Raw genomic sequence first — 22,574 nt, forward strand, 5'->3', positions numbered from 1 at the left:
TCACTCACAAAATACATTTTTTAAGCTGCCGACGGTTCGGCAGTCCACCTACTGTTCCATCAATTGGACGTCTCGCCAGCCGTAGCACCACTCCCATAATGCTTTTCCACCGATTTCCACCCTTTCCTCGGCCAGTTTTTCACCGCCAAGCCGTTCGTAAAAACCGCGTGACGGATTGTCGGCAAGCACCCAGACGACCAGCGAATGAATGCCTTTTTGCGCCAAATGGCGGATCAACGCTTGAACGAGTTGCCGGCCGAGCCCTTTTCCTTGCACCTCTTTAAGCAAATAAATCGCATACAGCTCCCCGTCATACTTCGCTATCAGACCGTCGGCTGCCCGATTTGGTCCGCCGGAGACGAATCCAACGACGCGTCCGTTTTCCTCGGCGACAAACACGGAATGGTCCGATTGGCTGAGCACCTTCTCCCATAACGTTTGTTTTTCTCCCACTGCCAACGTCTCCAAGTACGCGTCCGGCACGATGCCGCTGTACGTCGTCTTCCAACTTTCGACGTGGACCGAAGCGATGGCCAGTGCGTCGACCCATGTGGCTTTACGGATCATCGTTTTCCCCCTTTTCCCCAGTTTGATAGAAGTTTTCAAATTGAACGCTCTCCCACCTACGCTTGAGCTTTGAGGTGAGAGATTGTTGGAAACACCCGCCCCACAGCAGGCTGTCAACCAAGCCATCCCCGCCCAACACGTGGAAGTGGGGGTCTTCTCGGCGCGAGATGATAAAGAAAAGCAGGGCGGTGCTGTTCCCGCCCGCCTTCTTTGCTTCTTTTTACAAGGCTTTGTCATCGACGCTGTCCAACCACCGCTCGATATGGCCGACGACCGAAGCGACCGCCCCGTCAGCAAACGGCGACTTTAGGTTGGCGCTTTTGACGAGCTCAGTAAACGGCCGGCTGCCGCCCAATCGGCAAAGCGCCACATAGTCGCGCCACGCCGAAGACCGGTCGTCTTGCGCTCGCTTCCAAAACTGGAACGCACACACTTGAGCCAATGTATAATCAATGTAATAAAACGGGTCGGTGTAAATGTGCCCTTGCCGTTGCCAAAATCCGCCGCGCTCAAGGTAGTCATGGCCGTCGTAGTCTCTTGTCGGCAAGTACGTTTTTTCTATGTCACGCCAGACTCTCTTCCGCTCAGCCGGCGTCATGCCCGGATTCTCGTAGACAGCGTGCTGGAACTCATCGACCGCAACGCCGTACGGCAAAAACAACAGCGCGTCGCTCAAATGGGCGAACCGGTATTTGTCGGCGTCTTCGGCGAAAAAGAGCTCCATCCACGGCCATGTGAAAAACTCCATGCTCATCGAGTGGATTTCACACGCCTCAAGCGTCGGCCAGTTGTATTCCGGAATGTCGTAATGGCGACTCTCATACACTTGGAACGCATGCCCGGCTTCATGGGTGAGTACGTCAATGTCGCCCGAGGTGCCGGTAAAATTGGAGAAAATAAACGGCGCCTTATAGTCATCGATATAGGTACAATAGCCGCCGCCAGCCTTGCCTTTTTTCGCCACAAGATCCATGAGCTCGTGTTCGACCATATAGCGGAAAAACTCGCCTGTTTCCGTCGACAGCTCTTCATACATTTGCCGGCCGTTTTTGACGATCCAATCGGCGTCCCCTTTTGGCGCTGGATTGCCGGTCGGGAACATAAACGGCTCGTCATAATAGTAAAGCTTCTCCACCTGAATCCGTTGCCGCTGGCGCTCGCGCAGCTTTGAAGCGAGCGGGACGATGTGCGTTTTCACTTGCCGGCGGAAGTGGGCGACCATGTCGGCATTGTAATCGGTTCGGCCTAAACGGGCATAGCCGAGCTCAACAAAATTTTTGAACCCCAGCTTCCGGGCGATCGCCGTGCGGACGTGGACAAGCTCATCATACAGCTCATCGAGCTCCTTTTCATGGTCAGTGAAAAACGAAAACCGCGCTTCGTTGGCCCGTTTGCGCATCGTGCGGTCCGGCGACTCAACAAACGGCTGCAGCTGGGCGAGCGTCCGCTCCTCGCCTTCAAACATGATTTTCGCCGATGCGATGAGCTTCGTATATTCGCTTGCCAGCTTGTTTTCTTTTTGCAAATCCTCGACAATCGCCGACGCGTACGTTTTCAGCTGCGTTTCCGCCAAGGCAAACAGCTGTTTCCCCCACACCTCTTCAAGATCACTGCGAAACGGCGAAGCGACGAGCGCACGGTAATAGTCGTTGACAAGCCCCTTGACGACTGGCTCCGTTTCGTCGAAAAAGTCTTGCTCTTTTTTATAAAATTCATCGTTCGTATCGATCGTATGGCGAATATGGCAAAGGTTCGCCATCGTACTGTAGCGGCGGCGCAGCTCATTGATCCGCTTCATCGCCTCGTGCTGCAAGGCGGCGCTCCCCGCACGGCGGAACGAATCGAGCGCTTCTTGAAACGATGCCTGCAATTGAGTGATGTCCGGCCGCTCATAACGAAACTCAGAAAACTTCATGCTCATCCCCTTCTTTCCTGATCACCTTTTCACGGAATATGATGATGGGAAAAGATCCATCCCCAGTGAAATGAACCTTTTCCATGTTTCACCGACCAATTGTATATTCGTCGGAGTTCAAAAATATCCTCTTTTTCCAAACCCTAAAATACATTTCCATTTTACCCCACACAAACCATACTGAGCAATAATCATGTATGGTAGTAAAAAAGAGTGTCTATGAACATCCAACGTCTTGATCCACTCTTTCCAACAAAAAGATATTGACGATATTTGTCGAATTAAGTAATATAATGTCGGCAACCATATACCCCCTCTCCACTTTAATGGGATAGAGGCTGCGGTGAACAAAAGTAGCGCTGCCGAGGCCCGGAGCGGTCCATGACGCAGCGGGAAAGGGTTCACCGCCGAAGTTTGCGTCGCGCTCCGGCGGCGCAAGCTGGGCCTGCGGCCGAACAGGCGCAGGACTGCCATCGCCTGCGGCGGTGGAGCGCTATCGCCATTCAGTGTGGATGCGAATCTATCATGCACCCGCTGAAGAGGCGCGGGTGCTTTCTTTTATGGAAGGAGCGTTTTCATCTTGGACAATCAGCGAAAACTTGGAATTTGGGTATTAACGGCGCTCGTCGTTGGCAATATGGTTGGTTCCGGCATTTTTATGCTGCCGCGCTCGTTGGCGGAGGCGGCGAGCCCCATCGGCGTGATGCTCGCCTGGCTGCTGACCGGAGCCGGCGTCCTAATGACGGCGCTTGTTTTCGGCAACTTGGCGATCCGTAAGCCCGACTTAGGCGGCGGACCGCAAATTTACGCGAAGGAGCTGTTTCCGAAAGGCTCCAATCTCTCGATTTTATCGGGATTTATGTCATCATGGGGCTACTGGGTCGGCAACTTTGCCGGCAACGTCGCGATCATTACGACATTTACAAGCTACTTGTCGACGTTTTTCCCGGTGCTGACAAGCAGTAAAACGGTGCTTGAGATCGGCTCGTTTGCGCTGAAACTGGGGAATTTGCTGACATTTCTCGTCTGCACGGCGCTCCTTTGGGGGATGCATTTCCTCATTTTGCGCGGTGTAGAAGACGCCGGGAAGCTGAATTTTGTGGCGACAGCAGCGAAAGTGCTCGGCTTTTTCCTGTTTATCATCATCACGCTGTTTGCGTTTGACAAAGCAGTCATCGGCCCGCTTGACGCTCCTCGCTATGACGGGGACGGACAGCCGATCGGTTTGCTTGGGCAAATCAACAACGCCGCTTTATCGACGCTCTGGGCGTTTGTCGGCGTCGAATCGGCGATGGTGTTCGCTTCCCGTGCGCGCAAACAGGCCGATGTGAAGTGGGCGACAATCGCCGGCCTGCTCATCGCCTTAGCCATTTACATCGGCATCAGCTTTTTGGTGATGGGCATCTTGCCGCAAAATAAACTCATTCAGTCGGAAAAACCGCTCGTTGACGCCATCATTGCCATCGTCGGACCGGCGGGCGGCTACGTGCTGGCTGGTCTTGGGCTCATCAGCCTGCTCGGCTCAACGCTCGGCTGGATATTGTTGAGCGCCGAAGTGCCGTACCAAGCGGCAAAACAAGGGCTGTTTCTGCCGGTGTTTTTGAAGGAAAACAAGAAAAACGTACCGAGCTTCTCGCTTACGTTGTCGAACGTCTTGGCGCAATTGTTTATTTTCTCGACCGTTTCCCACTCGATGGCCGCGGCGTTTGACTTCGTCATTTACATCGCCACGCTCGCCTATCTCGTTCCGTATTTGATCGCTTCCGTCTTTCAGTTGAAACTCACGCTCACCGGCGAAACGTACATGGCGGCGCGCGAGCGGCTGGCTGACGGCATCATTGCGGCGCTGGCGACGGTGTATTCCATCTGGGTCGTCATCGCCGGCACGTCGGACTTAAAAACATTTCTGCTCGGCGTCGCCTTGCTCGCCAGCGGCTTGATCTTCTACCCACAAGTGAGAAAAGCAGCACGGCAGGCGAACGAAAAACAAAAATTATCAGCACAGGCGTGTTGATTATCCAATAAAATCCAAAGGGTATAGAAAAAAGAGCACCTTTCCTGTAGAATGTGAGTAACGACACAAACAAACCCAGGAGGTGCTCTCTATGAACAAGCATACCACACTCCCGAATTTGATGCAAAAACTTGTTTCGGATGAAGAGATTCAACTGATTGCCGAAGCGGTTGGGTATCGTGATTCGTCTCGAACCTTTACGTTGCGCGAGTTGATTCACTTCTTCCTGCTGGCCGCCATGCATCAATGGAAAAGCTTTCGCCATGGAGCTGACGTGGGGCCTCTGTATGGATTGCCGCGATTCCATTATTCCACAGTATCCAAGAAAGCGAAAGAAGTTCCCTATGACATCATGAAACGCTTGTTGGCGTTGATCATTTCCAAGTGCAACCGCCAAACCCGCCGCTCGCTTCGGTTTCCCAAACCGCTTCGGGTGGTGGATTCGACGACCGTCACGGTCGGGAAAAACCGCCTCCCATGGGCTCCGTATCACGGCGAACGCGCCGGAGTGAAGCTGCACGTCGCGTATTCGCCGGAATCCTCGTTGCCGGCAGACGTGGTGGAAACGACCGGACTGCGTCATGATGGCCCGGTGGGAGAACAGTTGACGAACGCTCAACAAGTGCTGGTGGAAGACCGGGCGTATTTCAAAATCGAACGCCTCGATCGATTTGTGGAGCAGCATCAGCTCTTTGTCATTCGGATGAAGGACAACATCGAACTTCATCAGAAAAAAAGCTTGAAACGCCTTTCCAGCACATCCTCATCGGTTCAAGCCGACTTCACGTGCCAGTTGGGGACGAAACAATGCCGCTCCACCAAGCGTCACCGGGTGGTGATCTTTCGAGATGCGAATGGCCGCGACATTCGGGTCGTGACGAACCTCTTCCATGCGTCTGCGGAAACCATTGCCGACATGTACCAACAACGTTGGACTGTTGAGGTCTTTTTCCGTTGGGTGAAGCAATATCTGAATGTCCCGACCTTGTTTGGCACGACGGAAAATGCGGTATACAATCAGCTGTTTGCGGCGTTCATCGCGTATGTGTTGCTGCGATGGCTGTATGATCAAACCAAAAAACAGACGAACGTCTCTCTTTCCTTCATTTCGTTCGTTCGCCGTTTTTTCTCTGGGCAGCTTCCTCTCGATTGGAAATCCGGGATGGCCGCTGCTTTGTTTGAGTATGCCCAAATTTATGGAAGGCGTATGTATAATTTTGGATAATCAACACTCGTGTTATCAGCATAACCAAAAACGGGCGTCCGGTCCATCCGGCGTTCGTTTTTTTATTGAGGGGCAGGATTTTTCTTTCGAAAAACGAAGTAATAGGTTGACCGTGCATTTTTTGTGAAAGAAGGGATGAGGCATGAACAACGAACATCAATCCAAACGCCGCGGCATAACGGTGGAAGATTTGCTTCGCCTCCGCTCGGTGCGCGACCCGCACTACGCGCCGGACGGGACGCGCGTCGTGTTTGTGGAAAAATCGATTGATGAGGAAAAACAATACCGCTCCCATTTATGGTTATGGACGGCAGACGGCTCCGTCCGTCAATGGACGTTCGGGCCGCGGCGCGACATGAAGCCGCGCTTTTCCCCGAACGGCGAAACGATCGCGTTTTTGTCTGACCGCTCCGGGCGCACGCAGCTTTGGCTTTTGCCCGCCAATGGCGGCGAGGCACGCCAACTGACGTTTTTCAAAAACGGTGTGCGCGATTACGTTTGGTCGCCGGACGGGACGTTTCTCATCGTCCTAACGACGCTTGGCGACGAAGAAACGATCGAAGACCGGGAAGAATCGAAAAAGGAGGAAACGAAGCCAGCTGACCTGAAGCCGCGCGTTGTGGAGCGTCTCTATTATAAATCAGACGCGTCGGGTTTTCTTGACGGCAAGCGGGACGTGCTGGTGCGCATCGATGCGGCGTCAGGAAAAACCGAAGCGTTGACGGGCCGCGAGGAAGAAATCGGTTCGTTTGCGATTTCACCCAATGGACGGACGCTCGCCTTTGTTGCCAACCGAAACGATGATCCGGACAAAACCTTTACGCGCGACATTGTTTTGCTTGATCTCGAGTCGAAAGCGGAAACGAACTTGACGAACGGATGCGGTACATTCGCTTCGCTCGCCTGGTCGCCGGACGGAACGAAGCTCGCCGCCATCGGCCATGATCTTGCTTATCTCGGGGCTACGCTTCACCGGCTTTACGTCTTTGAGCCGGAGCGTGGAACGAAGCGGGTGCTGACCGCCGATTGGGACGTCCATCTCGGCGATGCCATGGTCGGCGACACACACGCTGATGCGAAAGGCCCGGGCCCGATTTGGGCGAGCGACGGGAGCGGCCTGTATGTCACCGCCTCGGAGCGCGGACGCGTCAACTTGTATTTCGTCCCGCACGACGGCCCGATCGTTCCGATGATCGAAGGCGACTTCCATTTATACGGTTTAGCCATCCACCCAAGCGAACAGCAAGCCATCGCCGCCATGAGCGAGCCGACGGTCATTGGCGATTTGTATATGATCTCGCTCGAAGACGGAACGAAAACACGGCTTACGCGTGCCAATGAAGCGCTCGAAAACGAAGTGGTGTTCGCCGATGCCGAACCGTTTACGTATCGATCGACGGATGGTTGGGAGATTCAAGGCTGGATCATGAAACCGCCCGGGCTTGGCAAAGGGGAAAAGGCGCCGCTTGTCGTCGAAATTCACGGCGGACCGCATGCGATGTACGGATTTACATTTTTCCATGAATTTCAACTGCTCGTTTCGCGTGGTTATGCGGTTTTGTTCACGAACCCGCGCGGTAGCCACGGATATGGACAGGCATTCGTCAATGCCGTGCGCGGCGACTATGGCGGCATGGATTATGAAGACATTATGGCCGGCGTCGACGCCGCGATCAGCAAGTTCGACTTCATTGACGAGACACGGCTTGGCGTCACCGGCGGCAGCTACGGCGGGTTTATGACCAATTGGATCGTCGGGCATACCGACCGTTTCAAAGCGGCTGTCACCCAGCGTTCCATTTCCAACTGGCTCAGTTTCTCCGGAGTGAGTGACATCGGCTACTTTTTTACGAAATGGGAAGTCGGCTGCGACATCTGGGAAGACGCCGAGCGGCTTTGGCATCACTCGCCGCTCAAATACGTCAAACATATGCGCACGCCGCTGTTGATTTTGCACAGCGAGCGCGATTACCGCTGCCCGATCGAGCAGGCGGAACAGCTGTTTATCGCATTGAAACAACTCGGGCGGGAAACAAAACTTGTCCGCTTCCCGGACGCCAACCACGATTTGTCGCGCACCGGCAACCCGGTGCTCCGGCTTGAGCGGCTTCGCCATATCGTCGAATGGTTTGACCGTTATTTGAAAGGATCGCTGCATTAACCCGAAAGGAGGAGCCGCCATGCACGCACTCGTCATCGGTGGGACAGGCATGTTGGCTGACGTGTCGCTTTGGCTTGTGCGGGAAGGATATCATGTGTCCGTCATCGCCCGCCACCGCGCACGGATGAAGCAGCTCATCGACCGCACTGGACAGATGGCGTCCATCACCCCGCTTCTTGTCGATTATCGCGATCAAGAAACGCTATGTTCTTTTATTTGCCAAACGATCAGAGAAAATGGAACATTTGATCTGATCATCGCGTGGGTGCATACGGATGAAACGCAGGCGCTGTCCTCCATCATTTGGAAAAATAGCAGACACCCCAGTCCTTGGCGGCTGTTTCACGTGCTCGGCAGCCGCGCCGATCCAACCGAGATGAAACAGAAACTCTGTTTGCCTGCCGCTTGCCTGTACCGGCAAGTTCAGCTCGGCTTTGTCGTGGAAGAACATGGTTCGCGCTGGCTCACCCATCAAGAAATCAGCGGCGGCATCATCGATGCCATCCGGCATGATGCGCCGTTTCATCTTGTCGGCACACTAGAGCCATCCAAGAAGCGTCCGCGTTAACGGGAAGCGCCCTCTCGGGACGAACGAGAGGGCGCATTGTCTCCCATTGCTGCGGATGATTTCACGACGGAAGCAGTTCGACATAATCGCCGGTTTTCAAGCCAGCCGCGTTCGCTTCATCCGTGTCAATGTGCATATCTAAAGCAAAATCTTCACTGACGCGGATGATGACTTCATCGAAAATGAGCGCCCGTTCCCCTTGTGTTTTCACTTTCACGACTTGTTTGTCGCGGACGCCAAACGTTTCCGCATCTTTCGGCGTCATATGAATGTGCCGCTTGGCGATGATCACCCCTTTGTCGACGGTCACTGTCCCCTTCGGCCCGTGAATCGTGATGCCCGGCGTCCCGTCAATGTCGCCGGATAAGCGGACCGGCGGCGCGACACCGAGCTTAAAGCTGTCCGTTTTTGAAATCTCGAGCTGGGTGAGCGAACGGACCGGGCCGAGGACGCGGACGTTTTCGATTTTCCCTTTCGGTCCTTCGACCGTCACCGTTTCTTTGGCGGCGAACTGACCGGGCTGCGACAGCGGCTTGAGCATCGTCAGCTCGGCGTCTTCGCCAAACAGCGCCGCCATATGCTCTTTCGATAAATGAATGTGGCGGTTGGACACCCCAACGGGAATCATCAATGGCGATCTCTCCTTTTTCTTGCAGTGTTATTTTCTTTATATAACGTATCCATTTTCAGCAAAATTAAAGAGACTGACGCGAGGTCAGTCTCTGCTTTTTGCGCCGTAGCCTAATTTTTTCAGCAACACGATCGCCTGTTCCTTTTCTTCCGGCGTCAGCGCCGCCACCGTTTCATGGATGGTCTCGGCATGTTCGGGGAACACGCGCTGGATGAACTGCCGGCCGCTGTCGGTGATCGACGCATACGTCACGCGGCGATCCCGCTCACAGGCGCGGCGGATGATCAGCCCCTTGCTTTCAAGCTTGTCGATGACATACGTGATGCTGCCGCTGGCGAGCAAAATTTTTTCCCCGATTTGCTGGAGCGGCTGATCGCCTTTATGGTAAAGCAGTTCGAGCACCGCAAATTCGGTCGGATTGACGCCGAACGATTGAATCGACTTGTTTACTTGGTCGCTGATCGACCGGTATGCCCGCGATAACACGATGAATAATTTTAATGACTGCTGCAACGCCTGCTCCTTTTGTTCCATAGCATCCAACCCTTTAAAGTTGACATTTTCTTACTTTCATTATACTGGAACAGCGAATTCCCGGGCAACCGTTTTTTGTTCGCGATGATGCATTTTCCTCGCCAACGGCTTTCGCTTCGGCTATGATAATTTATTATATGTCGGCGCTTGGGCGACTGTCACATTCCACTGAACGATGCATATGTGAAGAAGGAGAAAGGGTGTCAGGGAGGGAAGTGGATGAACCAAGTGTTGGCCGGAAGCGTGCTCTCCGCCTTATCAACCGGGCTTGGCGCCGTGCCGATTTTGTTTATGGCCAAATCGCTCACCCACCGGTGGCGTGATGTGCTGCTGGCCTTTTCCGCCGGCATTATGATGGCGGCTTCGATGGAAAGCCTCATCCCCGAAGCATTGCGTACCGGCGGCTTTGGTGCGCTGGCCATCGGACTGGCGGCAGGTGTGCTCGTATTGACGCTGCTTGAAATGACTGTCCCTCACATCGACTTGGAACATACGAAAAGCGGCTTACAATTTGATGAAAAAGCGATGCTCATCATTGCTGCCATTGCCTTGCACAATCTTCCGGAAGGACTGTCGGTCGGGGTGAGCTACGCCTCGGACAGCTCTTCGCAAATCGGCAATTTAATCGCCCTGGCGATTGGCTTGCAAAATGCACCGGAAGGGTTTTTGGTCGCTTTGTTTTTAGTCAACCAGCAAATCGGCCGCTTTCAAGCGTTTCTCATTGCCACGTTGACCGGAGCGGTGGAAATCGTCACATCGTTGCTTGGTTTTTACTTAACCTCCCTCTTTCGCGGGCTCGTTCCGTACGGGTTGGCGTTTGCCGCCGGGGCGATGCTGTTTATCATTTACAAAGAGCTCATTCCCGAAAGCCATGGCGATGGAAATGAACGGACATCGACGTATGCGTTTATTGTCGGCATTTTGTTTATGATTTTTCTAACACAATCGATTTAACGAAAACACCCCGCCGCCTGTATATAAGCAGCGGGGCGTTCGTTGTTATTGGACAGCTTCCTCTTTTTCTTCATACGGATGAGCGACCCAGCCGGACGGGTCGATAAACAAGCGGACAGCAACGACCCGACGGTCATCCATGAGCGTAAAGTAGTGCGGATTCCCTTCCGGCACGGAAATGACGTCGCCGGCTTCAAGCTCTACATCAAAATAGCCGGTTTCTTTGTCGCCTTTGATGATGAAAATGCCATGGCCGGCCGTAATGGCGCGCACTTCATCTTCCGTATGGATGTGCACTTGTTCAAATTTTTTCAGCAGTTCATCCAAGTTCGGCGTCGCGTCGGACAGGGCGACGATATCCCACGTTTTGTAGCCGCGGCGCGCCGCCAAATCTTCAATTTCATCTTTGAACGTCGCTAAAATTTCATTTTTTTCTTCATCCGTAAGTACGTATTTGTCGCGCAAGTGCTCCGGCAGTTTCGTGATGTCCCAATGTTCATACAACACCCCTTGACTGTTCAAAAACGCGCGCACATTCTCTTCCCCTTCAATCACTTGGCCCGTTTTTCTCACTTTGATGACTGCCATTGTTCACATCCCCCTTTGGAAAAATGCATATGGATTAGCCAACCGGCAGGCCGGTCCGCTGCAAAAGCAGCCGTTTCACCTGCCAGCGGAACAAAAACTCCCATGCTTCCAAATGTTTTTTCGCTTCAAACGCCGTACGCCCCCAGACCGTGATGCCGTGGTTTTGGATCAACACGGCGCCGGCGTCGCCATGAACATAGTTCGCAAACTCCCGAGCGAGCGTCGGAATGTCGGCGTAATTGTCAATGATCGGGATGCGCACTGCGGCATTTTCCTCCCAAATGCCGAACGCCTTGATGATTTCTTGGCCGGAAAAAACGGCTTCCCCGTTTTGCGCATACAGTTCAGAAATCAAGTTGTTGTCCACGGTATGAACGTGCAGGACGCAGCCGGCATTCGTCCGTCCGTAAATTTCCGCGTGCAAGAGCGTCTCGGCCGATGGCTTCAAGTGCGTGTCCTCCGCCGGTTTTCCGGCGGCGTCAACGAGCAGAAAATCCTCGTCCGTTTGCTTCCGCTTATCCTTGCCGCTCGCCGTCACCAAAAACGTCAACGGGTCGTCCGTCACCTTGATCGACAAATTGCCGCTTGTCGCGAAAAACCAGTCGCGGGCGGCGAGCTCGGCTTTCACTTCCGCGAGCTCGTTCCACTTTTTCACGACGATGCTCATACGATCACCTCCATTCGCTGCAACGCATCAATCACGTCAAAAAACGTCGCAAACGGCGCATGCGGCAAGCCGAGCTCTTGGCATTTTTGGAGCAGAAAATCGCGCGCCAGCACGTAATCCGCTTGCTTCGCCACCGCTAAATCCGTAATCGAATCGCCGATGACGACATGGTACCCGTCCGGGCGGGCAAGCTTGCGAAGGAGCGATGGCTTGCAGCAGCCGCAGCCGTTTTGGCACTCACCGTCGCACGCATGCGGCCATGTAATGCGAATCGTCTCGCCGCTGAAATCGGAGCCGTTGCAAAAAATGCGCTCCGGTTCAATGAGCCCTTCAAGCAGCGGATAGACGAAAAAGTCAATGCCGCCGCTGACGATATAAAGCGGGATTCCCCGCTCTTTCGTAAACGCGACAAACTCTCGGAATCCCGCGCGCAACCGGGCGGTGCACCGCAGGAAATCCACAATTTCATCCTTCAACGTGGACGGAAGGAGGGAAAACATCTTCCCGACTCCTTCCTGAACGGAAATGCGCTCAGCGAGAACGTCGTCTTTTAACGCCTCCCACTCCGGCGGAGCGAACTGTTTCATAATGGCGATGATGTTGTCGTTTTCCGTAATTGTGCCGTCAAAATCACAAAAGAGAACGAGCTGTTTCGTCATGCTTCCACCTCAACGACGCCCCAGCGGTCGATCGCTTTTTGCAGCGCTTCGTTTTCTGCTGCCGCCGCACGAAGCGGACGGCCGGCCAGCACCGCGTCGATCGCCGCGCGAAACGCCCGTCCGCCACCGATCGCCCCGTCCGGATGGCCGTGGATGCCGCCGCCGGCGTTGACGATGCTGTCAAGGCCGAAATCGCGGATGATGAGCGGCACCAATCCCGGGTGAATGCCGGCCGACGGCACCGGAAACGCCCGAGCGAACGGCTCTTGGTCGTCGGTGAGCGCCCTTGCGATGCCAAGCGCCTGCTCACGCTCCAAGGCGACGCTGCCATACGGCGACGGGAACAGGACAAAGTCGGCGCCGGCGAGCCGCAAAAGCTTTCCAAGCCAAAGTGAAGGAGCCACCCCATAAAACTCCGACGGCGTAACGGCGCCGCTGAACGCCGGGTGAGCCATAATCGGCACCGCAATCTCCTCGTCTTCACGCAACGCTTGCAGCACGTCAAGCCCATAAGCGAAGACGTTAAACAACAGCACATCGGCGCCAAGCTCGGCGGCTCGTTTCGCTTTGTCCTTTAACGCAAACGTTTTGCCGGTCAAGTTGACGGCATACAACGTCCGCTTGCCCGTTTGTTCGTACACTTCCTGAAGCGCCGCTTTGCCCTCGGTGATCCGCTTTTCAAACGGCAACAGCTCGCTGTCAAACAAAATTTCATCGTCTTTGACCAGGTCAACGCCGCCGAGCGCCTGTTTTTTCAATTCCGACGTCAAGTACGCCAAATCACGGCCGATGATGCCTTTAAAAATGCTCATCAACAGTGGGCGGTTATGCACCCCGACTTTCTCGTGAATGCCGGCGATGCCAAAGCGCGGCCCGGGAAACTGTTGCTTCCATTCATCCGGAAACTCTAAATCAAGCAGCCGCACTTCCCCATCAAGCGACAATTTGCCAAACGTCGTCACCAACAGAGCCGGCAAATCGGCGCTGAAGTTGACTGTCGGGTAGGCGATTTTCACGATCGCCCGCTTCAGCCGCTTGCCGAAATACGCGTTTACCCGCTCGCTTTCGTCAAGCTCTTCGATCGCAACGACTTCCCCTTTATGTTTGCGGAGCTGTTCTTGCTCTAATGCCGGCAAATCCGTCCATGTGCCAACCGTCAAGCCGAGCGCGATCCCTTCCGCCTTTTTCCGAATGTCTGTTTCATCATGAAGCAAATACGTTGCAATCACTGCACTCATCGTTCATCCCTCTCAATCTCGAAATAAAAACGCCTCTTCATAAGAAGAGGCGTCACTCATCCATGGCGCTCTTCTTATCTCTCAGCGTTTCCGCTGCAAGAATTAGCACCGTGCTTGGCGCGCGCCAAGCCGGTTGCCGGGCTTCATTGGGCTCGTCCCTCCGCCTGCTCTTGATAAGAAAGCCTGCTTGTTTATGCACTTGTCAAACGATTGGCAAATTTACTTTGAATTATGACATCACCGATTGGCGTTGTCAATCATTTTTCAAAAATTTTTTTCAAACAATCCGAGGCGGCCGATCCGCTCCGCTGCTTCGCGAAGCCGCGCTTCATCGGTCAAGAGGCCGACGCGCACATACCCTTCGCCGTGCTCGCCGAACCCGATGCCCGGTGCGACGGCGACATGCGCCCGCTCAAGCAGCATGTCGGCAAACTGTGCGGATGATATGCCTTTTGGCAGCGGAAGCCAAGCGAAAAACGACCCGGATGGCGCCGGCGCTTCCCAGCCGATCTCGCAGAGCGCAGCGATGAACGCATTGCGGCGCGCCTCATACAATGCGACCAGCTCCGTGACACAATCTTGCGGACCAAGGAGCGCAGCAGCGGCCGCTTCCTGGATGGCGCCGAACAAGCTGACATACAAATGATCCTGAAGCAGCTCAAGCGCCCGAATGATCCGCTCGTTGCCGACGGCAAACGCCACACGCCAGCCGGCCATATTGTATGTTTTCGAAAACGTATAAATTTCGACGCCGACGTCTTTCGCCCCATCGACTTCCAGGAAGCTGACCGGTTTCCGGCCGTCAAAGCCGATCGCCCCATAAGCGAAATCGTGCACGACGGCAATGCCGTACTTGGCGGCAAACGCCACCGTCTCCGCGAAAAATTCCTTTGTCGCCGTCGCGCCGGTCGGATTGTTCGGATAGTTTAAAAACATGAGCTTCGCTCGGTCGGCCACTGCCGCCGGAATGGCTTCATAGTCCGGCAAAAAACCGTTTTCCGCAACAAGCGGCATCATTTCCATCCGCGCGCGGGCAAGCGCGATCCCCGACCAATAGTCCGGATAGCCCGGATCCGGGACAAGCACCACATCGCCCGGGTTGACGAGGCAAAGCGGCAGCTCGACAAGCCCGGCCTTGCCGCCGAACAAAATGGCGACTTCGCGGTCTGGATCGATGTTCACCCCGTATTCACGCGCGTAAAACGCGGCGATGGCTTCTTTCAAAAAGAAGTAGCCTTGAAACGGCGAATATTTATGATATTTCGGATTGGCCGCCGCCCGCTGCATCGCCTCAACGATATGCTTTGGCGTCGGCTGATCCGGGTTGCCTTGCCCTAAATTGATCACGTCGCATCCGGCCTTGATTTTCTCCCCGACTTTCGCGACAAGCGAGGCGAAAAATTGCTTCGGCAACTGCTCAAGCAGCTCGGAAAAAGGAATTTCGATCGTCATCGCCCACACCTTCTTAAAAAATTCTTGAAATTCTAGTGCAACATCATATATCGTAAAAAGCAAAATGTAAAGCAAAATTTTTTCGAGGTGAAAACTCATGACGATCCGCATCGCCTGCCTTCAGCTTGACATTGCGTTTGGCGACCCGCACGAAAACGAACGGCGGGCCGAACGCGCCGTGGAATCCGCCGCGAAGGACGGTGCCGACATCATCGTGCTTCCAGAATTATGGACGACCGGCTACGATTTGAAGCGCTTAGGTGAGATTGCCGATGACAACGCCGAACGGACGAAAGCGTTCGCCTCCCGCCTAGCGCAAGCACACAGCATCCATCTCGTCGCCGGCTCGGTCGCCAAAAAAACCGCAACCGGCGTGACGAACACGATGATCGTTGCAGACCGGAGCGGTCAAATCGTCAGTGAATATAGCAAACTCCATCTGTTCCAATTGATGGATGAACATTTGTATTTGCAGCCGGGAAGCAGCTTAGGCTTGTTTTCGCTCGACGGGCTTTCATGCGCCGGGGTCATTTGCTATGATATCCGCTTTCCGGAGTGGATTCGCGCCCATGTTTTGGCTGGGGCGGAAGTGCTTTTTGTCGTCGCCGAATGGCCGCTTCCCCGCCTGCACCATTGGCGGACGCTCCTGATGGCGCGGGCGATTGAAAACCAATGCTACGTCATCGCCTGCAACCGGGCGGGGCGCGACCCGAACAACGTGTTCGCCGGCCATTCGCTCATCATCGACCCATGGGGCGAAGTGATCGCCGAGGCGGATGAGAAGCCTGGCATTGTCGCGGCGGACATTGATCCCGCGCTCGTTGCGGACGTCCGTACGCGCATCCCGGTGTTTGCCGACCGCCGGCCGCATGACTACGAAGCGGCAAAAAAATTTTTCAAAACGTATTGACAATCGATTGATCGACCATGTATCATTCGAATCAAACAACCAAACGATTGATAACATCGTGAAAATTGCAAAAACTGAATACGAGAAATCGGTACTCTTATCAAGAGTTGGCTGAGGGAATTGGCCCAATGAAGCCCAGCAACCGACCGTAATACTATCGTGAGATAGGGCGCACGCCAAGGGCGGCGCCGGAAGCGTCATGCTTCCGCAGGGCACGGTGCTAAGTCCAACAGAAAGACCGATGTCTTTCTGAAAGATAAGAGGCGCGAAGAACGAATGAATCTTCAAGCCTCTTTCCGTATGCGAAAGAGGCTTTTTCATTTGCCGGAAACGCCGAGTTTTTAGCGCGCGTCAGAACCGGCATTTGAAAACGAGCGAAATGAAAAAAGGGGGAACAAGGAAATGACCACTGTTCAAACATCGGTTTACGAACCGCTGACCGAACCGAAGGCGGTGGCGCTCGCTGTCCGCCTCGGCTTATTCCGCGACGGGGCGCCGCTTGCATGCCGCGAGATCGGCGACGGGAACTTGAACCTTGTCTTTCATATCGTCGATCAAGAAACGAAACAAGGCGTCATCATCAAACAAGCGTTGCCGTACGCCAAAGTGGTCGGCGAAAGCTGGCCGCTCACGTTAAAGCGCGCCGTCATTGAAAGCAACGCGCTGCGCACGTTTGCGAGCTACGTGCCGCAATACGTGCCGAAAGTCTACTATTCTGACGAATCGCTCGCCATTACGGTGATGGAAGACTTATCCCGTTTGCAAATCGCCCGCAAAGGGCTGATCGAAGGGAAAACGTATCCGCTTTTGTCCCAGCATATCGGCGAGTTTGTCGCCAAAACGGCGTTTTATACGTCTGACTTCGGCATGAACCAGCAAGAGAAAAAGAAATTGGCGCAAAGCTTCGTCAATCCGGAACTGTGCAAAATTACCGAAGACCTCGTCTTCACCGACCCGTTTTTTGACCATGAAACGAACAACTTTGAAGACGAATTGCGCCCAGACGTTGAAGCGCTTTGGCGCGATGACCGCCTCCACCTAGAAGCAGCAAAGCTGAAGCGCAAGTTTTTAACCGAAGCCGATGTGCTCTTGCATGGCGATTTGCATACCGGCAGCATTTTCGCCAGCGATGACGAAACGAAAGTGATCGACCCGGAATTCGCCTTTTACGGTCCGATCGGGTTTGACCTTGGCCAATTTTTCGCCAATTTGCTGTTAAATGCGTTGTCCCGCCCTGAATTAGAGCGCCAACCGCTCTTTGACCACATCAACCGGACATGGGACGTCTTTGCGTCCGTGTTCTCAAACCTTTGGCGCACCGAGAGCGTGGAAACGTACGCCGCGACGCCGGGCTTGCTCGAGGACGTGCTTCGGCACGCGTTCATCGACGCCGTCGGCTTTGCCGGCTGCGAAGTCATCCGCCGGACGATCGGCCTCGCCCACGTCGCCGACCTTGACGGCATTGAGCAAAAAGAGGTGCGCCTTGCTGCCAAGCGGCATGCGCTCCGCCTCGGCCGCCGCTTGATCGTAGAGCGGGCTGAATTGACGGGAACAGACGGCTTCCGCCGGCTGTTTGCCGAAACGGAACGATAATGACATACAATCGTCCGGGTCTCGATGCAAGATGCGCGGCGCTGACCCGGACAAACCAAAAAAAGAGAAAGGAAGATGGCGATGAGCACCTTTGCCATCCCACGCTCCGTTGAATGGCGCGAGACACATGTGACGATTTTAAACCAACAAAAGCTTCCGTCCATCATCGAATATATCGACTTGCACACTCTGGAAGACGTCTATGAGGCGATTGCCACGCTGAAAGTGCGCGGCGCGCCGGCGATCGGCATCACCGCCGCCTATGGCCTGGCGCTTGCCGCTTTAAGCTATGACACCGAATCGCTCGATGAATTCCGCCGCCGCTTGAAACGAGATCGTGACTACCTAGCCAGCGCCCGGCCGACCGCCGTCAACTTGTTTTGGGCGCTCGATCGGCTCGTCACCGCTGCGGCCGACGCCCTTTCCGTCAACGAGGCAAAAACGGCGCTCATCCATAAGGCGATCCGCATTCAAGTGGAAGATGAGGATGTGTGCCGCCGCATCGGCGAATACGCGTTGTCGCTCTTTCGTCCGGGCGATCGGGTGATGACGATCTGCAACGCCGGCTCGATCGCCACCGCCCGCTACGGAACGGCGCTCGCCCCGTTTTATTTGGCGAAAGAAAAAGGAATTGAACTATCCGTTTACGCTCTCGAGACGCGGCCGGTGTTGCAAGGGGCGCGCCTGACCGCTTGGGAACTGATGCAAGCGGGCGTTGATGTGACGCTCATCACCGACAACATGGCAGCGCAAACGATCAAGGCGAAAGGCATTGGCGCCATCATCGTCGGCGCCGACCGGATCGCGCAAAACGGCGATACGGCGAACAAAATCGGCACGTTCGGCCTGGCCTTGCTCGCGAAGTCGTTTGGCATTCCGTTTTACGTCGCTGCGCCGTTGTCCACGATCGATTTGGCGACGAAAACAGGTGCGGACATCCCGATCGAAGAGCGCCATCCGGATGAAGTGACCCACATCGCCGGCGTGCGCATCGCCCCGGAAGGCGTCAACGTATACAATCCGGCGTTTGACGTGACGCCAAACGAACTCATTACCGCGATCATCACCGAAAAAGGCATCGTCCGCGGCGACTACAGCGCAACACTGCCATCATTATTCACAAAGGAGGAGCAACATGAAGCGATTTAAGGCCTTATCTTTCCTTTTTCTTCTTTTCTTTGCCGTGTTCTCGATCTCAGCCGGCTGCACAAACGAGCAAGATGCCGTGAGCTCCAAGCCAGCCAACGAAGCGAAGACCACAAACAACAAAACGGAAACGACATCCAGCCACTCGACGGCAACAAGCGACGAGCAAGCGTCCATTCCGGAAAAGCTGAAAAAGCCGGTGAAAATCGCCGCCATTATGCAAATGTCGATCGGCACGTTCTCATCGCAATACATCGCCGGCGTCAAAGAACAAGTGCAAAAATTCGGCGGCGAAGTGCAAATTTACAACGCCGACAACGATTTGACGAAAATGGCATCGTACGTCGAGACGGCCATTACGCAAAATGTTGACGCCATTTTGCTTGACCACGGCCGCGCCGATGCGCTCGAGGGTCCGGTGAAAAAAGCGGTCGAAAAAGGAATCCCGGTCGTCGCATTTGATAACGACCTAAACATTCCGGGCGTCACCGTCATCGACCAAGACGACTACAGCCTCGCTTGGAAAACATTAAAAACGCTCGCGGAAGACTTAAACGGGGAAGGCAACATCGTCACGATTTGGGTCGGCGGCTTTACCCCGATGGAACGCCGCCATGTCATTTATGACGCGTTCAAAAAACGCTATCCGAACATTAAAGAAATCGCCAAGTTCGGCACGGCGAGCGCCAACACAGCTTTGGACACACAAACGCAGATGGAAGCGATTTTGAAAAAATATCCGAACAAAGGCGACATTGACGCTGTCTTCGCAACTTGGGACGAGTTCGCCAAAGGGGCGACGCGCGCCATCGAGCAAGCCGGGCGCACGGAAATTAAAGTGTACGGCATCGATTTAAGCGATGAAGACTTGCAAATGATCCAAAAACCGAACAGCCCGTGGGTGGCGACAACGGCGACCGACCCAGCCGAAGTCGGCCGCGTCCAAGTGCGCTTCGCGTATCAAAAAATTGCCGGCGAAAAAACGCCGAACATTTACTCGCTCGAGCCGCATTTAGTGAAACGGTCCGACCTTCCGGACAAACAAGTGTCGATGAATGAGCTATCGCAATACATTCCGGGCTGGGGGCAATCGAATGTCGCCATCTCGCCGTGGATGAAAACGTTGGAGGCTCAGGTGAACAAAAAATGAACGGGTTGTCAATGCGGGGCATGGAAAAATCGTTTGGCGCCGTGCGCGTGCTTGACGGCGTGAACTTTGACGTCCGCCCGGGCGAAGTTCACGCCCTTTTAGGCATGAACGGCGCCGGCAAAAGCACGCTCATGAACATTTTGGCCGGCGCCATTCCGCCCGATGCTGGTACGATCACGATCGACGGTACGATATACACGTTTTCATCGCCGCGCGAAGCAAAACAAGCCGGCATCGGCCTCGTCGTTCAAGAAGTCGACACAGCGCTCTTTCCCGGCTTGCCGATTTACGAAAATGTAGCGGCGGACGAGTTCGTCCATGTGAAGCAACGGCCGATTCGCTCGTTGCGTCAAGAAAAAGAGCGGGCCGCCGCCCTGCTTCGCCGCGTCGGCCTGTCGTTGCCGCCGACGAAATTGGTTCGCGACTGCTCGCTCCATGAAAAGCAGCTGATTGTGCTCGCCAAAGTGCTGTCATCCAACGCGCGCTATATCATCCTAGACGAACCGACGGCCGCCTTAAGCGAGGCGGAAACAAGGCGTCTGTTTGCCATCATCGATGAACTGAAGCAGCAAGGCGTCGGCTTTATTTACATCTCTCATAAGCTGAAAGAAGTTCAGGAGATCGCTGACCGGCTGACGATTTTGCGCGACGGCCGCGTCGTCTATCACGGCGGCGCCCGCAGCCTGCCGCTTGAGGACATCGTCCTTCATATGACTGGAACGAAGCGGACCGCCGCCGCGAAACAAGCACGCACATACGGAAGCGACATCGCGTTTGCCGCCCGCGGAATTTTGATCGACAAAACCGGGACAACAGTCGACCTATACGCCCACCGCGGCGAAATCGTCGGCATCGCTGGCCTCGTCGGCGCCGGCAAGACGGAGCTTGCCGAAAGCCTCATCGCCCACCGGAACACATCCGGCGAGTGGGAGATTGATGGCAGACGCTATGTGTTCTCATCGCCTTATGAAGCCATCGACGCCGGCCTTTGCCTCATCCCGGAAGAACGGCGCAAACAAGGGTTGTTTTTGCCCGAGTCAGTGAAAACGAACTTGACCGTCCGCCTTCTTTCCCGCCTGTCGCGCTGGCAATGGATCAGCCGGGCGAAAGAAGCGGCTGAAGCCGACGGGCTCGTCCGCTCGCTAGGTGTTCATCCGCCGTCAAGCACCACCGTCGTTCGCCACTTGAGCGGCGGCAATCAACAAAAAGTCGTCATCGGCAAATGGCTCAACACAAACGCACGCGTCTTTTTGTTTGACGAACCGACCAAAGGGATCGACGTCCATGCGAAGCAAGAGGTGTTTTCCATCATTCGCTCCCTCGCCGATCAAGGGAAAACGGTGTTGTATTTCTCAAGCGAATTTCATGAGCTGCTGGAAGTTTGTGACACAGTTTATATCATGGTCGATGGCCGGTTGCTCGCCCGCCTGCCGGCCGCTGAACTGACGTATGAACAGCTCGTTTACTATTGCAGCGGAGGTGAGATCCATGAGCCAGCCAGCCGTTTCCGCGACGCCGTCGAAAAAAACGGCGCCGTCCATTCTTGAATTGTTGTATAAACACGGCACCTTGTTGGCCATTCTTGCCGTTATCGCCTACTTCGGCATCACGCAAGACCGATTTTTTACGTATGAAAACTTCAGTGACATTTTGCGGTCCATTTCGATCGTGACGCTCGTGGCGATCGGCATTACGTTTTCGCTCATCGTCGATGGCTTCGATTTGTCCGTCGGCTCGACGGTGAGCCTAGCAACGATCGCGAGCGCAGCGGCGCTCGTTTTATATCGCCAAGAAATTTTCGTCACCTTGCTCGTGCCGCTGTTGCTCGGCATTGCCGTTGGGCTTTTGAACTCGCTATTGATCGTCAAATTCAAGCTGCCGGACTTGCTCGCGACGTTGGCGACGATGTACGCCATTAACGGCGTGCAGCTCACCTATACGAAAGGGTTTTCGATCTACAACGACATGCCGCTGCCCGATGGCGGCACGGCGCCGGGCAAATTCATTCCTTCCTTTTTATTTATCGGCCAAGGAGAGCTGTTCGGCGTGCCGTTTTCTGTCTTGCTTATGCTGTTTGTCGTCATTGCCGCTCATCTGTTTTTAACGTACACGAAACCCGGCCGCCTCTTTTATTTGACCGGGGAAAACCGCGAGGCGGCAAGGCTCTCAGGCATCCCGGTCAACCGCTATCGGACATATGCATACGTCATCAGCGGGTTTTTTGCGGCCTTAGGCGGCATCGTCCTTGCCTCGCGCATCGGCACCGGGCAAGTGTCGGCCGGCGCCTCGCTTTTAATGGACAGCGTCGCCGCCGCCTACATCGGCTTTTCCGTCTTTGGCGCCGGCAAGCCGAACGTCATCGGCACATTGTTCGGCTCGATTTTAATGGGCGTGTTGCTGAACGGCTTGACGATGATGAACGTTCCGTATTACGCCCAAGACATTATAAAAGGCGCCATTTTAGTCGGCGCCCTCGCCTTGTCGCATTGGCAAAAAAAATAACGCCCGATCTCCGCCCCCGTGGATGTCGCCCCCGGGGGCAGACGCGTTTTTCTAGGCAAGCGGCTAGGCACTTTCCTTCCCGCCTGCTCAACGCAGCGTC

At 54.7% G+C, this 22,574-nt stretch carries 20 protein-coding genes and 3 riboswitches; of the genes, 11 read left to right on the forward strand and 9 right to left on the reverse strand.

The features are described 5' to 3' along the window. Nucleotides 1-48: 48 nt before the first annotated feature. A complete protein-coding gene (locus BRO54_RS02040; protein WP_011230465.1) occupies nt 49-567 on the reverse strand; it encodes a GNAT family N-acetyltransferase in 519 nt (172 codons plus the stop codon). Between the two features lie 220 nt (nt 568-787). Further along, a complete protein-coding gene (locus BRO54_RS02045) occupies nt 788-2,482 on the reverse strand; it encodes a M3 family oligoendopeptidase (RefSeq protein ID WP_074042968.1) in 1,695 nt (564 codons plus the stop codon). 324 nt (nt 2,483-2,806) lie between these two features. Beyond that, nucleotides 2,807-2,986: riboswitch (Lysine riboswitch) on the forward strand. Between the two features lie 76 nt (nt 2,987-3,062). Between BRO54_RS02045 and BRO54_RS02050 the strand changes: the two genes are divergently transcribed. The 4 genes from BRO54_RS02050 to BRO54_RS02065 all read left to right on the forward strand — a co-directional run bounded on the left by BRO54_RS02050 (nt 3,063) and on the right by BRO54_RS02065 (nt 8,450). Further along, nucleotides 3,063-4,496, forward strand: coding sequence for an amino acid permease (locus tag BRO54_RS02050; RefSeq protein ID WP_074042969.1), 1,434 nt, complete (start codon nt 3,063-3,065; stop codon nt 4,494-4,496). Between the two features lie 91 nt (nt 4,497-4,587). Next, a complete protein-coding gene (locus BRO54_RS02055) occupies nt 4,588-5,721 on the forward strand; it encodes an IS4-like element IS5377 family transposase (RefSeq protein WP_063165554.1) in 1,134 nt (377 codons plus the stop codon). Between the two features lie 142 nt (nt 5,722-5,863). Then, on the forward strand, nt 5,864-7,882 hold the full coding sequence (locus BRO54_RS02060; RefSeq protein ID WP_074042970.1) for a S9 family peptidase: 2,019 nt from the start codon (nt 5,864-5,866) through the stop codon (nt 7,880-7,882). A gap of 19 nt (nt 7,883-7,901) precedes the next feature. Continuing rightward, on the forward strand, nt 7,902-8,450 hold the full coding sequence (locus tag BRO54_RS02065) for a short-chain dehydrogenase (RefSeq protein ID WP_074042971.1): 549 nt from the start codon (nt 7,902-7,904) through the stop codon (nt 8,448-8,450). 61 nt (nt 8,451-8,511) lie between these two features. Here BRO54_RS02065 and BRO54_RS02070 read toward each other — a convergent pair whose 3' ends face one another. Together BRO54_RS02070 and BRO54_RS02075 are read right to left on the reverse strand one after the other, a co-directional pair. Then, a complete protein-coding gene (locus BRO54_RS02070; protein WP_074042972.1) occupies nt 8,512-9,078 on the reverse strand; it encodes a phosphate propanoyltransferase in 567 nt (188 codons plus the stop codon). An 87-nt stretch (nt 9,079-9,165) separates the two neighbouring features. Next, nucleotides 9,166-9,615, reverse strand: coding sequence for a MarR family winged helix-turn-helix transcriptional regulator (locus BRO54_RS02075; RefSeq protein ID WP_074042973.1), 450 nt, complete (start codon nt 9,613-9,615; stop codon nt 9,166-9,168). A 219-nt stretch (nt 9,616-9,834) separates the two neighbouring features. Between BRO54_RS02075 and BRO54_RS02080 the strand changes: the two genes are divergently transcribed. Further along, complete coding sequence (locus BRO54_RS02080; protein WP_074042974.1) at nt 9,835-10,569, forward strand: ZIP family metal transporter; 735 nt, start codon at nt 9,835-9,837, stop codon at nt 10,567-10,569. A 45-nt stretch (nt 10,570-10,614) separates the two neighbouring features. On the opposite strand, the gene BRO54_RS02085 is transcribed toward BRO54_RS02080, so the two are convergent. From BRO54_RS02085 to BRO54_RS02105, 5 genes are all read right to left on the reverse strand, one after another. Further along, nucleotides 10,615-11,157, reverse strand: a complete 543-nt coding sequence (locus BRO54_RS02085) for a 1,2-dihydroxy-3-keto-5-methylthiopentene dioxygenase (protein ID WP_074042975.1) — start codon at nt 11,155-11,157, stop codon at nt 10,615-10,617. Nucleotides 11,158-11,191: 34 nt separating this feature from the next. Then, nucleotides 11,192-11,824 (reverse strand): methylthioribulose 1-phosphate dehydratase, encoded by a 633-nt coding sequence (locus tag BRO54_RS02090; protein ID WP_074042976.1) that lies wholly within the window; start codon nt 11,822-11,824, stop codon nt 11,192-11,194. Beyond that, on the reverse strand, nt 11,821-12,483 hold the full coding sequence (gene mtnX, locus BRO54_RS02095; protein WP_074042977.1) for a 2-hydroxy-3-keto-5-methylthiopentenyl-1-phosphate phosphatase: 663 nt from the start codon (nt 12,481-12,483) through the stop codon (nt 11,821-11,823). The genes BRO54_RS02090 and mtnX overlap by 4 nt, the downstream gene beginning before the upstream one ends. Then, nucleotides 12,480-13,721, reverse strand: coding sequence for a 2,3-diketo-5-methylthiopentyl-1-phosphate enolase (gene mtnW / locus BRO54_RS02100; protein WP_074042978.1), 1,242 nt, complete (start codon nt 13,719-13,721; stop codon nt 12,480-12,482). The genes mtnX and mtnW overlap by 4 nt, the downstream gene beginning before the upstream one ends. Before the next feature lie 71 nt (nt 13,722-13,792). Then, nucleotides 13,793-13,901, reverse strand: a riboswitch (SAM riboswitch). Between the two features lie 84 nt (nt 13,902-13,985). Further along, nucleotides 13,986-15,173 (reverse strand): pyridoxal phosphate-dependent aminotransferase, encoded by a 1,188-nt coding sequence (locus BRO54_RS02105; protein WP_074043010.1) that lies wholly within the window; start codon nt 15,171-15,173, stop codon nt 13,986-13,988. Nucleotides 15,174-15,270: 97 nt separating this feature from the next. On the opposite strand from BRO54_RS02105, the gene BRO54_RS02110 reads away from it, so the two are divergent. The 6 genes from BRO54_RS02110 to BRO54_RS02135 all read left to right on the forward strand — a co-directional run bounded on the left by BRO54_RS02110 (nt 15,271) and on the right by BRO54_RS02135 (nt 22,474). Further along, nucleotides 15,271-16,083: a carbon-nitrogen family hydrolase gene (locus BRO54_RS02110; RefSeq protein WP_074042979.1), complete on the forward strand. Its 813-nt coding sequence runs from the start codon at nt 15,271-15,273 to the stop codon at nt 16,081-16,083. A gap of 94 nt (nt 16,084-16,177) precedes the next feature. Beyond that, nucleotides 16,178-16,346: riboswitch (SAM riboswitch) on the forward strand. A 139-nt stretch (nt 16,347-16,485) separates the two neighbouring features. Beyond that, complete coding sequence (mtnK, locus tag BRO54_RS02115) at nt 16,486-17,676, forward strand: S-methyl-5-thioribose kinase (RefSeq protein ID WP_074042980.1); 1,191 nt, start codon at nt 16,486-16,488, stop codon at nt 17,674-17,676. Nucleotides 17,677-17,757: 81 nt separating this feature from the next. Beyond that, the gene (mtnA, locus tag BRO54_RS02120; RefSeq protein WP_074043011.1) at nt 17,758-18,825 is read left to right on the forward strand and encodes an S-methyl-5-thioribose-1-phosphate isomerase; all 1,068 of its coding nucleotides are present in this window, start codon (nt 17,758-17,760) and stop codon (nt 18,823-18,825) included. Continuing rightward, the gene (locus BRO54_RS02125; RefSeq protein WP_074042981.1) at nt 18,812-19,972 is read left to right on the forward strand and encodes a sugar ABC transporter substrate-binding protein; all 1,161 of its coding nucleotides are present in this window, start codon (nt 18,812-18,814) and stop codon (nt 19,970-19,972) included. Before mtnA ends, BRO54_RS02125 begins: the two co-directional genes overlap by 14 nt. Beyond that, complete coding sequence (locus BRO54_RS02130; RefSeq protein WP_074042982.1) at nt 19,969-21,519, forward strand: sugar ABC transporter ATP-binding protein; 1,551 nt, start codon at nt 19,969-19,971, stop codon at nt 21,517-21,519. Before BRO54_RS02125 ends, BRO54_RS02130 begins: the two co-directional genes overlap by 4 nt. Next, nucleotides 21,461-22,474 (forward strand): ABC transporter permease, encoded by a 1,014-nt coding sequence (locus BRO54_RS02135; protein ID WP_074042983.1) that lies wholly within the window; start codon nt 21,461-21,463, stop codon nt 22,472-22,474. The genes BRO54_RS02130 and BRO54_RS02135 overlap by 59 nt, the downstream gene beginning before the upstream one ends. The last annotated feature ends 100 nt before the right edge of the window (nt 22,475-22,574 follow it).

The sequence above is a fragment of the Geobacillus proteiniphilus genome (genome assembly GCF_001908025.1).
GTDB classification, from domain to species: Bacteria; Bacillota; Bacilli; order Bacillales; family Anoxybacillaceae; genus Geobacillus; species Geobacillus proteiniphilus.

What these genes read in the sequence shown, in the direction of transcription:
- BRO54_RS02040 (WP_011230465.1), bottom strand. Translation starts at nt 567, where the DNA reads ATGATCCGTAAAGCCACATGGGTCGACGCACTGGCCATCGCTTCGGTC.
- BRO54_RS02045 (WP_074042968.1), bottom strand. Translation starts at nt 2,482, where the DNA reads ATGAAGTTTTCTGAGTTTCGTTATGAGCGGCCGGACATCACTCAATTG.
- BRO54_RS02055 (WP_063165554.1), top strand. Translation starts at nt 4,588, where the DNA reads ATGAACAAGCATACCACACTCCCGAATTTGATGCAAAAACTTGTTTCG.
- BRO54_RS02060 (WP_074042970.1), top strand. Translation starts at nt 5,864, where the DNA reads ATGAACAACGAACATCAATCCAAACGCCGCGGCATAACGGTGGAAGAT.
- BRO54_RS02065 (WP_074042971.1), top strand. Translation starts at nt 7,902, where the DNA reads ATGCACGCACTCGTCATCGGTGGGACAGGCATGTTGGCTGACGTGTCG.
- BRO54_RS02070 (WP_074042972.1), bottom strand. Translation starts at nt 9,078, where the DNA reads ATGATTCCCGTTGGGGTGTCCAACCGCCACATTCATTTATCGAAAGAG.
- BRO54_RS02075 (WP_074042973.1), bottom strand. Translation starts at nt 9,615, where the DNA reads ATGGAACAAAAGGAGCAGGCGTTGCAGCAGTCATTAAAATTATTCATC.
- BRO54_RS02080 (WP_074042974.1), top strand. Translation starts at nt 9,835, where the DNA reads ATGAACCAAGTGTTGGCCGGAAGCGTGCTCTCCGCCTTATCAACCGGG.
- BRO54_RS02085 (WP_074042975.1), bottom strand. Translation starts at nt 11,157, where the DNA reads ATGGCAGTCATCAAAGTGAGAAAAACGGGCCAAGTGATTGAAGGGGAA.
- BRO54_RS02090 (WP_074042976.1), bottom strand. Translation starts at nt 11,824, where the DNA reads ATGAGCATCGTCGTGAAAAAGTGGAACGAGCTCGCGGAAGTGAAAGCC.
- mtnX (WP_074042977.1), bottom strand. Translation starts at nt 12,483, where the DNA reads ATGACGAAACAGCTCGTTCTCTTTTGTGATTTTGACGGCACAATTACG.
- mtnW (WP_074042978.1), bottom strand. Translation starts at nt 13,721, where the DNA reads ATGAGTGCAGTGATTGCAACGTATTTGCTTCATGATGAAACAGACATT.
- BRO54_RS02105 (WP_074043010.1), bottom strand. Translation starts at nt 15,173, where the DNA reads ATGACGATCGAAATTCCTTTTTCCGAGCTGCTTGAGCAGTTGCCGAAG.
- BRO54_RS02110 (WP_074042979.1), top strand. Translation starts at nt 15,271, where the DNA reads ATGACGATCCGCATCGCCTGCCTTCAGCTTGACATTGCGTTTGGCGAC.
- mtnK (WP_074042980.1), top strand. Translation starts at nt 16,486, where the DNA reads ATGACCACTGTTCAAACATCGGTTTACGAACCGCTGACCGAACCGAAG.
- mtnA (WP_074043011.1), top strand. Translation starts at nt 17,758, where the DNA reads ATGAGCACCTTTGCCATCCCACGCTCCGTTGAATGGCGCGAGACACAT.
- BRO54_RS02125 (WP_074042981.1), top strand. Translation starts at nt 18,812, where the DNA reads ATGAAGCGATTTAAGGCCTTATCTTTCCTTTTTCTTCTTTTCTTTGCC.
- BRO54_RS02130 (WP_074042982.1), top strand. Translation starts at nt 19,969, where the DNA reads ATGAACGGGTTGTCAATGCGGGGCATGGAAAAATCGTTTGGCGCCGTG.
- BRO54_RS02135 (WP_074042983.1), top strand. Translation starts at nt 21,461, where the DNA reads ATGAGCCAGCCAGCCGTTTCCGCGACGCCGTCGAAAAAAACGGCGCCG.